Raw genomic sequence first — 11,627 nt, forward strand, 5'->3', positions numbered from 1 at the left:
GTGGCGGGGTGATGTCCATGGGAACGAGCATTCTGGTTGCGTTAATATCGTTCGTGGCCGGTGTGACTGTATCGGTCGTCGCAGGCCGGCTATCGCAGCGTCTGAAGGTCTCCGAGTTTCGTCAGGCTTGGATAAACTCTCTGAGGGAAGATATCGCGAGCTACCTGGGCATCACGCAGCGTTGGTTTCACGCAGCAAAAATGGAAGAGGAGCCGGGGAAGCTGTTCGCCATGGGGAATGAGGCCAGTGTAATCCTATATCGCATCAAGATGCGGATTAATCCCAATGAAAATAAGCATAAGAGGGAAGATGACGAGTTCATCGCGTCACTAGAAAGGATACAGACGACGGGTGGCCTTCCTGCCGTAGGGCTAGAGACACATTGGGCTACGGCCGCCGCTGAGATCACGTTACTCGCACGCAAATTGCTCAAGCGGGAATGGGATATTACGAAGCAGTTCAGATGGTGGTGAGGTGGCAGCAGATCGATCCGCTTCGAAGTTGCGAGTGGTAGCTTTTGGTGGTAGCAATGACAAAGCAGCTAAGCTGATTTGTTCTTTGTTCTCAGTGCCTTCATCGGTTGCCCTTCGTTTCCCCTAGGGAGCGCCACGCTGCAATTCCGCGGTCATTTACGATCTGGACTAGGGCGCGGGCCGCTCCCTTTCAGTTGTCCATTCGCTGCGCTGAGAAAGCATCCTCCCCAGCGCAACACTTGATCGCTCGTCTCTTGGCGCTGGGTGCTCACCGGTTCGCGAACCCGCCGATCCGAGATCAGAGCCGATCGGGGATATCAAGATATCCCATGCGATCCATGACGCTGCCCGCCAGCGCCACCTTGTAGACGGCTTCGGCGAAGCGCCTGTCGTCGACTATCCGGCTCGGCCTGCTGTTGCCCAGGTGCTGCGGCAGCAGCCTGCAAACCGGATCGAGCATCTCAATTTCAAACGGGACCATGGCGCCGGCCGTCATCGAGAACGTCCCAGGGGTAAGGAGCCTGGTGGCGATCAGTTCTCCATCGTCCATCGAACTTTCGAGCCCGACGTCGACCAGCCATACTTTCGAGTTGCGAATAACGTCGGTGGCGATCAGGCCCACCTCGTCGTGCCGCTGCTCGATCATGAGTATCGCGAACTGCGACCGACGCATTGCGTCCAGCATCACCCCTTCGTCGGACTGCGCCTCGAACCTGGCTGACTTCGTGTAGCGATCGATCGCCCGCGAACGATCCGCCGGTGCGGTATAAATGGCAAGGTCATAGACGTAGTACATCTCGTCCATGTCTTCGAGAAGCAACGTCTTTCCTCGCGCCAATCCGAGCCTGCGTGCGTGATTCAGCAAGGCATCGGCGGATATACACTTGAGGACTTCCTCGTGAACCTTCTTGGAGATTTCCCGAAGGTGCAGGTAGCGGGCAAGGATCTCCTCGCGCGTCGAAGGCATGTCGGCGCCCGAGGCGAAGATCGACTGCTGTTGGGCGAGGGGAAGTGCCATGAAACTCTCCCGGGTTGGGTCGCCAGCCTTCGTCATCGTTAGCGATGCGCATTGATTCGCGAAACAGCAGTGCCCATTATCGACAGTGTGAAACTGATCCGCCCCCTCGAGACTGGCGGGTCGGGTCCGGCGTTGATTGGAAGGTGCGTACCGAGAGTTACAATGGGCCGGAAGAATCGGGTTCCACTTGGCGATCGCATCTCCATGGCAGGCGAAAGGGCGCTGGCCGCCCGGCAATTTGTGAGCGCCACCGACATCCTCATCGGGATCGGGTGGCTTGATCCCGGAGCGGTCGAGCACTGGCAGCGCGGGCAGCTCGCCTGCCTGGAGGAAGCTGTCCAAATCGATCCGTCGCGCATCGCCGAAGCCATGCAGTTGTTCCAGTCCTGGGCGACAGCGACAGGACTGATCGCCAGCCCCACAGCCTATGTCGATCGTACGCCGCAACGCCGGGAGTTGCGCTTCAGTCGAAGCGGAGATCCCGGGATCGAGGCGTCATATCGGACACATTGGGTGTCGCCGCAACTCTCCGAGGCGAAGCGCGAACGCCTTGCTGAGAAGGCAAGCCGCGGCCCGGAACTGGTGGTCATCCAGCCGTTGAACGGGGAGTGGACATGCCATCGCTGCGGCGGCACCGGCGGTCTCCTGATGATGGAGCCTCCCGGCCCGGCGTGTCTGCACTGCGTTGGCCTCGATGATCTCGAATTTCTGCCGGCAGGCGATGCCCTGCTCACGCGGCGCGTGAAGGCGAACAGTGCCCGATATGCCGTCGTCGTACGCTTCAGCAGAACGCGCCGCCGTTACGAACGACAGGGCCTGCTCGTCGAGCCGCGGGCCCTTGCGGACGCGCGGTGATCGAATCTCGATCGATGCGCCTTGTCGAATACCACCGGAACATCAATCACATACGAGTTCGCAGTTTTATTCTGAATGGCGCGCCACTCTCGCGCCGGCGACCGCGCATGCCGTTGAAGCCCTGAGGTAATTTCCGGGGACAGGATCGAGGCTTGTGCACGATCCAGCATGCCCGGTTTTTCGACGTGTTGGCCTCGCGACTCCCCGCTCACTCTCGCGCTGCTGGCGTCGAACACGCGGCTGAAGGCGTTCAGCGCCGGGCCAGTTTTGTAGAGCAGATTGTCGAGTGCCGGCTTCGCTCCGGTTTCGCGGGATCCAATCCTTCCAATCTTCTGATCGCGCCCGGGGTTAGGCCGAACTGCTGGCGGAACGCACGGACAAAGCTGGAGTCGCTGCCGAACTTTCCCTCGCGACGACGTTGGCGGCCGACGTGAGGTCGGACGTTGGTCCGGGATCTGGAGTCATGTGTCGTGCGTGCATCAGTACTCTTCGGAATCTGCACCTGAGACGCTCGGCACATTGCCCGGTCGGCCGGCCTGCTAGTGCTCGATCGCACGAAGCGCGCAGGGCGCGGGGGCGTTGGGATTCATGGCAAAGTTGCGCGCGCGCGTCAGGCGAGGTTCGAAACTGGGCATCGGCTTGTTGAGCGGCACCGCGTTGTCCTCGGTGGTTTTTGTCCTTGCGCTCGGGCCATCCAGTCCGGCGCTTGCGGCGGGCGGCGCCGGCGCCGAAGGAAGCGGAAGCTTCCTCGGGACCGGGACCGGCGGCGACGGCGGACCAGGCGCCACCGGATATAGCGGCGAAACGGGCAATGCCGGTCAGGATGGCACCGGTGATTTCGGCGGCGGCGGCGGTGGCGGTGGTGCCGCCGGCGGCGGCGCGGGTGGGGCTGGTGGACTCGACGGCAGCGGTTCGGCATCCGGCGGCGCCGGAGGCATCGGTGGCGCGAATGGTGCCACCAACATTACGTCCGTGTCATCGGGATCAACGATCAGTGGCGGCGCGGGCGGCCAGGGGCAGGCCGGGGTCGCAACGTCCTCCGGGCTTGGCGGTGGCGGTGGCGGAGGCGGCGGAAGCGGCGGCTATGGCGTTGTCGAAACCACGTTTCTCACGCTCGCCAATTACGGGACGATCTCCGGAGGTTCCGGTGGTGCCGGCGGGCCCGCCGATGGGGCGCGGGTTGGTTACGCCGGTGACGGCGGTGTCGGCGCCATTTTCACCGCCGGCGGTGTTCTCAACAATTTCGGCGTCATTTACGGCGGCAGCGCCGGCGATACCAGCGGCTTTGATCCTTCCCTGGCGGGGGCTGCCGTCGTCGGAAGCAATCTCACGATCCTGAATGCGGGAACGATCGCCGCCGGCAATGGCGGCAATCGCGCGGCGATCGACTTTCTCAGCGGCTCAAACGTTCTGCAACTGCTGTCCGGCTCCTTCATCAACGGCAATGTCAATATCGAAGCGGGCGCCAGCCTGACCATCGACCAGAGAAGCGCCGGCGTCGACGCAACCTTCGGTATTCCCTACACCACGGCCCTTGTCGGCTCCGGAGTCCTCTCGATCGACGCCGGCGCACGGACGCTGACGCTGAACGGTTCGAACAGTGGTTTCACCGGCACCACGAATCTGGTCAGCGGAACGACGGTCATCAACAATGCCAGCGGGCTGGGCACTGGCACGATAGAGTTTACCGGCGGGACCTCCGGTTCGACGCTGGCGGCACAATTCAGCGGCACGTTCGGCAACGGCATCAATATCGCAGTTGGTAATTCAGCCACGATCGGTGCCGCCGCGGGCAACACGCTGACACTCGGCGGTAGCTTCGCCTACGGTGGCGGCACGGGAACGACGCTTACCTTCGGCTCGGCGACGGCGACCGGCACCGTGCTGTTCGCGCCAAGCAGCCTGACTTTGAATTCTGGCGGCTCCCTTGCCATCGATGGTGGGGCCCTGTTGGTTGGCAATTCAAACGGAGCCAACCTTCTCGGCGGTCTCAGCGGCACTGTCGTGGAGAGCGGTGCTTCGCTCGAGCTCCAGGGCGGCCTGTCGATCGGCAATTCGCCTTTGACGCTCAAAGGCGCCGGCGTCGCGAACGGCGGAGCGCTGCGCAACATGTCCGGCAACAACAGTTTCGCCGGCGCCATTGCGCTGGGATCCGACGTGCGCATCGATTCCGATGCCGGACGGTTGTCGCTGACCGGGGCGATCACCGGCGCCGGCCAAACCCTGACGTTCGGCGGCGCCGGCGCGACTCTCGTCAGCAACACGATCGCGATCGGTGCCGGCGGCCTGACCTATGACGGCACCGGCGTGCTCACGCTCTCAGGCGCCAACACCTATACGGGCGGCACCCTCATATCGAGCGGCACGTTGCAGCTCGGCAATGGCGGGACGACGGGATCGCTGGTCGGCAATGTCGTTGACAACGGCGTGCTCGCGATTGATCGCTCCGATACCCTGACGTTCGCCGGCGCGATTTCCGGCAGCGGCACATTGCGGCAGGATGGGATCGGCGCCACCGTTCTGACCGGCACCAACACCTATAGCGGCGGTACCATCATCTCGAGCGGCACGTTGCAGCTCGGCAATGGCGGCGCGACGGGATCGCTCGTCGGCGATATCGTCGATAACGGCGTGTTCGCGATTCGTCGCTCCGATAGCCTGACGCTCGCTGGCGCGATTTCCGGCAGCGGCATATTTCGGCAGGATGGGAGCGGCACGACTGTCCTGACCGGCACCAACACCTATAGCGGCGGCACCATCATTGCGAACGGCACGTTGCGGCTCGGCAATGGCGGGACGACGGGATCGCTCGTCGGCGATGTCGTCGACAACGGCGTGTTCGCGATCGATCGCTCCGATATTTTGACGCTTCCCGGCGTGATTTCCGGCAGCGGTGCGTTCCGGCAGATCGGGACCGGAACGACCATCCTCTCCGGCATCAATACCTATGCCGGCGCGACGACGGTCAATGGCGGCACGCTCGCGGTGAATGGCTCGATCGCGTCGTCCAGCCTGCTGACCGTCAATTCAGGAGGGACTGTCGGCGGCACCGGCACCTTGTCGTCGACAGTCATCGCCGGTGGCGGCACGCTGGCGCCCGGCAATTCCATCGGCACGATTTCGGTGAGCGGCAGCCTGACCTTCGACACGGGCGCGAGCTATGCTGTCGAGGTTTCGCCGAACGCCGCGGACCGCACCAATATCACCGGAACGGCCACGCTCGCCGGCACGGTGAACGCGGTATTCGTCCCCGGCAGCTATATGGCGCGCAACTATACGATCCTGTCCGCGGCCGGTGGGCTCGGCGGCACCACCTTCGATCTGTTTACGACAAGCGGTCTCCCAGTCAATTTCACGGCCAGCCTGAGCTATGGCACGACCGATGTGTTGCTGAGCCTCAAGGCGGCGCTGGGCGCACGGCAGGAGCTTGCGACCAATCCGTCGAACGTCGCCAATGCCATCAACGATTTCTTCAATGGTGGAGGCACGCTGCCCCCCGGTTTTGTCACGGTGTTTGGGCTGTCCGGCGCTCCGCTCGCCGGCGCGCTCGCCCAGCTCTCCGGCGAGGCCGCCAGCGGATCGCAGCAGACGACCTTCAACGCGATGTCTCAATTCATGGGCGCGATGACCGATCCGTTCGTGCCCGGTCGGAGCGACGGCATGTCGGCGTCGACCGGCGCTGCGCAGTTCGCCGATGCGGCCGCGGCCACCGGCGGCAAAAGCTCCACCTCCGAGCGGGACGCCTATGCTGCGATCTCTCCCAAGGCTCCGGTGACGGCAGGTCCCCTCACGCAAGGCTGGAGCGTGTGGGCCGCGGGCTATGGCGGTACGCAGACCACCGACGGCAACGCCACGACGGGATCGAACACCGCGACCAGCCGCTTGTTCGGCACGGCCGTCGGTGCCGACTACCGGTTCTCGCCGAACACCGTTGCGGGCTTCGCACTCGCCGGCGGCGGCACCAATTTCAGCGTCGCCAATGGCGGCACCGGGCGGTCCGATCTGTTCCAGGCCGGCGCGTTCGTGCGGCACACCATGGGTGCGGCCTATCTCTCGGCAGCGCTGGCCTATGGCTGGCAGGATGTCACCACGAGCCGCACCGTCACCATCGCCGGGATCGATCAGTTGCAGGCGCGCTTCAACGCCAATGCGTATTCGGGCCGCGTCGAGGGCGGCTATCGCGTCGCGATGCCGTGGATGGGCCTGACGCCCTATGCGGCCAGCCAGTTCGTCACCTTCGATCTGCCGGCCTACGCCGAGCAGGCGCTGTCGGGCGCCAATACCTTTGCATTGAGCTACGGCGCCAAGCGTGTCACGGCCTCGCGGTCGGAGCTCGGCTTGCGCGCCGATAGGTCGTTCGCGCTTGATGATGCGGTTCTGACGCTGCGGGGACGCGCGGCGTGGGCGCACGACTTCAATCCGGAGCGCTCGATCGCGGCGACCTTCCAGGCGCTGCCGGGCGGCTCGTTCGTGGTTAGCGGTGCGGCGCAGGCGCACGACGCGGCGCTCACCACCGCATCCGCCGAGGTGAAATGGCTCAACGGCGTTTCGCTGGTAGCCACCTTCGAGGGTGAGTTCTCCAACGTCACCCGCAGCTACGCCGGCAAGGGTGCCGTTCGGTATGCGTGGTGACGCTCGCAAACAATGAGTGGACAACGAGCAAATGCATCGGGCGGAGCGCCGCCGTCGCGCTGCCAGGCTTGGGACGTCGCGGCATCGGGAAAGGCCAGTTGCGGCGCGAGAAGCGCGCGCGGCAGGATCAGCGTCCGCACCTGGCACCGGCGGGCGGCGCCTTCGGTCAGCGTGATCCGGTTCGGTTGTGCCATATCGATCAGGCAGAGGTCGCCTGGTCGAAGGGCGAGCTTGGGCGGCCCGAGCTGAATTCCATCTCGCCCTCAGTGCAGAGCGTGACCTGGCAGTGATCGAGCCCGCCACGGCCGGGTTTCAAACAGAAATGCCGCGCGATGCCGGTTCGAGATCGTTGATGACGTCCTTTGCTGCTGCGGCCGTGGCCGGGCGGTTGACGAGAGGCGGCGCGCCCTCCTGCGCCGGCAGGCTGATGACCGCGTGCAGTCCCTTCGGCCCGTTGGTCAGGACGATGTCTCCGCCGTGGTGGCGGACAATGGTCCGGGCAATGGAAAGACCGAGGCCCACGCCTCCTGTTTCGCGATTTCGCGAGTTCTCAATCCGAAAGAATGGCGCAAAAACCTGCTCGCGGGCGCTGTCGGGAATCCCGGGTCCATCATCCGAGACGGTGATTTCGATATTGTCTGCGCCTCGCTCCATGGTAACGCGCGCCCGATCGCCATAACGGATGGCGTTCTCAATCAGGTTACGGCACGCGCGGCGAAGTGCGTCTGGCCGGCAGCTGTAGCTGATCTTCTGTCCGTTCGAGAAAGACACCTCATGACCGAGTTCGGCGAGATCGTCGCAGAGACTTTCCACGAGAGCCGAGAGATCCAGGGTGCGCGTATTCTCGGCGGTCGCATCTTCGCGGGCGAATGCGAGGGTCGCCTCTGTCATCGTCTGTATTTCGGCAATGGTGGACAGCATCTTCTCGCGGACCTCCTCGTCGCGGACGAATTCCGCACGCAAACGGAGCGAGGTCAGAGGTGTGCGCAGGTCATGACCGATGGCGGCCAGCATTTTGGTGCGGTCGTCGACGAAACGATGCAGGCGCGCCTGCATGCGGTTGAATGCCTCGGCGGTGCGTCGGATGTCGTCGGGGCCGGTTTCCGGCAGCGGCACGACCTCCTGGCCACGGCCGAGCGCCTCGGCCGCGACGGCGAGGCGGCGCAAGGGTTGCGCAATGCCGCGTGCGGCAAACACGGCGATAATGGACAACGACAACGCTGAAAGGCCGAGTGCCAGGGTGGATTTGGAGGTCCAGAAGCCGTCTTGTGCGGGTTTGGCAAAGGCAGTGTTCAGCCATGTCCCATTCGCCAACTGAACGGCCAGCCCCATGCCGGTGGTGTCGTCGAGATAAAGGAATTTCGCCGGCCGCGAGAGCGGCCAGGCTTCCGGTCTCAGGTCGACCCACTGGGAGGAAGTGGCGCCGCTGCTCTTGGCTGTGTTTCGGGTGAAGTCCGGTCTCACCTCGGCGGGCACGTTGTGACCGGGAAAGGAGACGCGCGGCAATGGCTCCGCCAGGCGCTCCCATGCCTCCTCTCGCCACTCCGAAGCATCCTTCAGGCCGTTGGTCGATATCCAGTATCTCGCCGAGCTCGTGTTGCTGGCATTGAGGATGTCGGTCTGCAGCGATTGAGGCGTCGCTTCCAGGACCCGGGCCAGCGAGGCACACCTGCTGAGTATCTCGCCCTTGGCGGCCTTCCGGATCGACTGCCCGTGCTCGTCCCAGGAAATGAAGAAAACGATTGCCTGCGACAGCACGAGGGACAGCAGCGTGAAGCAGATGAAACGGGCCGCAAGGCTGCGCGTCCACAAGCTCGTCATGGTTGCCCGATCTCCGCGACGAGGCTGTATCCGCCACCCCAGTGAGTCTTGATCAAGGCTGGTACTTTCGGGTCGGCCTCGATCTTCTTCCGCAAGCGGCTGACCTGATTGTCGATGCTCCGGTCGAACGGATCAGCATCTCGGCCGACTGTCAGGTCGAGGAGCTGGTTGCGGCTGAGCACCAGGCCCGGATGATCGAGAAATGCGCACAGGAGACGAAACTCGGCCGTGCTGAGCGGCACGGCAACGCCGTCGTTTCCCAGCAATTCGCGCCGGTTGACGTCAAAGGTCCATCGGTCGAAGCGTACGATCTTGCTCGCCAGCCGGCCTCTTTGCGGCGGCAGGCTTTGCACTCGCCGAAGCACCGCCTTGATGCGGGCGAGCAGCTCGCGGGGATTGAATGGCTTGGACAGATAGTCGTCGGCGCCCACTTCCAGGCCGACGATGCGGTCGGTCTCCTCCGCCATGGCGGTCAACAGGATCACGGGAAGCTCGGTGGTGCTGCGCAGATGGCGGCAGAGGGACAATCCGTCCTCGCCCGGCATCATGATGTCGAGAACGATCAGGTCCGGAGCACTTCGTTCGAGCAAGCGGCGCAGCGCGATAGCGCTCTCCGCGAGGCTGATCCGGTAGCCATGCTGCATCAAGTATTTGCCGACCAGATCGCGGATGTCACGATGGTCGTCCACGACGGCAATGTGCGGTGTCGAGTCCATCCGATTGCTCCGTTCCGCATCACAATGAATTCCAGTAGTCCGCCCATCGGGAGAGCGCAAAAGAATGTACCGGCCGGGTACGATCGGCTGAAATCACATCCTTGCGGGACGGCATCCTTGAAAGGAACGTGGCGTCAAATCGCGATCGCGAGGGGCCGGCCTGTTCCGGGGAACTGCCCTCATCTGCAACGATTTCCAGGCGTTGGCCGAAACATCTTGGCCACAAGCTGTCGCAAAACTTTGTCCCGGCAGCCCGTTTCTGTCGCAAATTGTCGCAAGCTCGCATGTCCATCAGGTCTTGATGCGATCTCGAAAAGCTGCACCGAAAGCAACGTGATCGATGAAGGGCAGACGAGGTGAGCCGGCAGTAGAGAGGGCCAGGTTGTCGCGAACTATGCAATGCAGCATGCCTGAGACAGATCGCGACAATTCCCGGTAGCCGTCGGCAAAGTTCTGCGACAACCCGATTCCATCGTGCACATGTTCAACCGAGCAGGAGCGCTGCATGTGCGCGATGGACGCGGTTTCTCACGGAGCAGTTCCGGCAATCCCGAAAGGCTCAACGGTCGGGAACGATGATGGCGACGCCACGAGGGGATGGCTTCTTCGCAGGGCCGCATTTCGGATCACCTGCCTGCTCGTTCTCGTCCTGCGAAATACGTCGTCTTCGGCTGCGCTCGTTGATTTGACGCAGGGTGCGAGCCGCATGGCCATTTCGCGTCTCGTCGCGGATAGCGACCGTTTGACGCCCGAGCCGTATCTCAGGTTCGTAGGCGGAGAGCCCAGGGAAGTCGTTCTCTCGGTCCGAAAAGATCTGTGCACACAATATCGTACGTCCGGGGACCGAACGACACGAACGTCGTGATGGCGGAAGATCAGTATCGTGCGCTGCTCACGCCGTCGTGCCGTCGATCGAGCGGCGGATCACCCGCTGCACTTCCGCATTCGACAGGAACAGGTCGTGGTTGATGATGCCCCAGCCTTCCTGCGAGGCATCGACCACGCGCACGCCGAGCCGCGCGATGGTGGCTTTCTCGGCGGCGCCGACCCTGGTCATTCCACCTGCGATCTGTCCCGACAGCGCCAGCGCGCGATCGTTCGTCGCGGCAATCACGGTGATCTTGCCGGCCAGCGGGCCGATGCGCTGGACCGCCGACGAGAACACGTCCATGTCGATGTCGGGCGCGGCAAACACCACCGCGCCGATCTTGCTCGTGACCGTATCGCCGTAGCGCCCATAGAGCTGACGCAGGCTTTCGAGCGTCAGCATGGTTCCCATGCTGTGCGCAACGATGTGCACGCGACCGCTGCCGGGGGCCGACACGAGCGCCGAGAGCACGCGTTCGAAATCGTCGCGAGACCACATCGCGCTGTCGCGGTCATAGGCATAGTCGAACAATCCTGCCCTGGAGGGCCAGGAAAACGCCATGGTCCGGCCGCGGAACTTGATCCCATCGGAGAGATGGGCGGCATCCAGCACCGCGGTTTCGAATGTCTGCTTGAAGCCGTGCACATAGATCAGCACGTCTCCTCCGCCGGCCTGCGCGGCGAGATCGCCAGCGTCGGCCGACACCGGTTCGATCCGATCAAGACGCCAATCCCCGAGTCCGACGGAGGCGAGAGAAAGACGGCTCTCGTCCGGGGCGACCAGCCTGGCCCGCGCGACCGTCATGCTCGTCGCGCGCTCCGGCCCGAACCAGGGTTTCGTACGACCGCCGTTCGCGGGCTTGCGCGTGGTGGCGACAAGCAAGGTTGGATCGGCGGAGAGGGACGATGCGTCAAAGCGCGCACCGGTCGCGCCCAGGCCGGCGCATCCACCGAGCGCAAGGGCACTCCCGGCCGACACCAGTCCGCCGAGGAGGGCGCGGCGCGAAACGGCATGACGGGAGTCGCGTTGCAGAAGACGTCGGACGATCACACGGAACCTTTGGGAACTTTGCCCACCGTAAGCCGCCCCGCCCAACTCCCTGAATGACAATGGGGGCGAGAAGACGGCAGAGCGCGCTTCGCGGTCTGTCGCATGGTCACGGCGCCAGCGTTCGCCGTCCGGAACCTGCGGCGACCGGTCAATCTGACCGCGTCGCTCTCATGCTCATTCGAAGTGGGTTTGCT

Annotated in this window: 8 protein-coding genes; 4 read left to right on the forward strand and 4 right to left on the reverse strand. The window is 63.7% G+C overall.

All coding sequences use genetic code 11. The annotated features are described in order from the left end of the window. The first annotated feature begins 17 nt into the window (after positions 1–17). Positions 18–473: a hypothetical protein gene (locus XH96_RS07050; RefSeq protein ID WP_194391704.1), complete on the forward strand. Its 456-nt coding sequence runs from the start codon at positions 18–20 to the stop codon at positions 471–473. Positions 474–771: 298 nt separating this feature from the next. Here XH96_RS07050 and XH96_RS07055 read toward each other — a convergent pair whose 3' ends face one another. Continuing rightward, positions 772–1,491, reverse strand: coding sequence for a hypothetical protein (locus tag XH96_RS07055; RefSeq protein WP_194391706.1), 720 nt, complete (start codon positions 1,489–1,491; stop codon positions 772–774). Positions 1,492–1,560: 69 nt separating this feature from the next. On the opposite strand from XH96_RS07055, the gene XH96_RS07060 reads away from it, so the two are divergent. From XH96_RS07060 to XH96_RS07070, 3 genes are all read left to right on the forward strand, one after another. Next, positions 1,561–2,346 carry a hypothetical protein gene (locus XH96_RS07060; RefSeq protein ID WP_246789986.1) on the forward strand — a complete coding sequence of 262 codons (786 nt, stop codon included), beginning with the start codon at positions 1,561–1,563 and terminating at the stop codon, positions 2,344–2,346. Between the two features lie 588 nt (positions 2,347–2,934). Further along, positions 2,935–6,978 carry an autotransporter domain-containing protein gene (locus XH96_RS39715; RefSeq protein WP_305853292.1) on the forward strand — a complete coding sequence of 1,348 codons (4,044 nt, stop codon included), beginning with the start codon at positions 2,935–2,937 and terminating at the stop codon, positions 6,976–6,978. Continuing rightward, positions 6,975–7,268 carry a hypothetical protein gene (locus XH96_RS07070; RefSeq protein WP_194391708.1) on the forward strand — a complete coding sequence of 98 codons (294 nt, stop codon included), beginning with the start codon at positions 6,975–6,977 and terminating at the stop codon, positions 7,266–7,268. The genes XH96_RS39715 and XH96_RS07070 overlap by 4 nt, the downstream gene beginning before the upstream one ends. A 22-nt stretch (positions 7,269–7,290) precedes the next feature. Here XH96_RS07070 and XH96_RS07075 read toward each other — a convergent pair whose 3' ends face one another. The 3 genes from XH96_RS07075 to XH96_RS07085 form a co-directional block, all read right to left on the reverse strand. Further along, positions 7,291–8,799: a cell wall metabolism sensor histidine kinase WalK gene (locus tag XH96_RS07075; RefSeq protein WP_194391710.1), complete on the reverse strand. Its 1,509-nt coding sequence runs from the start codon at positions 8,797–8,799 to the stop codon at positions 7,291–7,293. Beyond that, positions 8,796–9,515: a response regulator gene (locus tag XH96_RS07080; protein ID WP_194391712.1), complete on the reverse strand. Its 720-nt coding sequence runs from the start codon at positions 9,513–9,515 to the stop codon at positions 8,796–8,798. Before XH96_RS07080 ends, XH96_RS07075 begins: the two co-directional genes overlap by 4 nt. Before the next feature lie 892 nt (positions 9,516–10,407). Next, complete coding sequence (locus XH96_RS07085) at positions 10,408–11,433, reverse strand: alpha/beta hydrolase (protein WP_194391714.1); 1,026 nt, start codon at positions 11,431–11,433, stop codon at positions 10,408–10,410. Positions 11,434–11,627: the final 194 nt, after the last annotated feature.

This window comes from Bradyrhizobium sp. CCBAU 51765, from assembly GCF_015291725.1.
Taxonomy (GTDB): Bacteria; Pseudomonadota; Alphaproteobacteria; order Rhizobiales; family Xanthobacteraceae; genus Bradyrhizobium; species Bradyrhizobium liaoningense.

Excerpts from the sequence above, each read along its gene's own strand:
- XH96_RS39715 (WP_305853292.1), top strand. The coding sequence starts at position 2,935 with ATGGCAAAGTTGCGCGCGCGCGTCAGGCGAGGTTCGAAACTGGGCATC.
- XH96_RS07050 (WP_194391704.1), top strand. The coding sequence starts at position 18 with ATGGGAACGAGCATTCTGGTTGCGTTAATATCGTTCGTGGCCGGTGTG.
- XH96_RS07080 (WP_194391712.1), bottom strand. The coding sequence starts at position 9,515 with ATGGACTCGACACCGCACATTGCCGTCGTGGACGACCATCGTGACATC.
- XH96_RS07075 (WP_194391710.1), bottom strand. The coding sequence starts at position 8,799 with ATGACGAGCTTGTGGACGCGCAGCCTTGCGGCCCGTTTCATCTGCTTC.
- XH96_RS07055 (WP_194391706.1), bottom strand. The coding sequence starts at position 1,491 with ATGGCACTTCCCCTCGCCCAACAGCAGTCGATCTTCGCCTCGGGCGCC.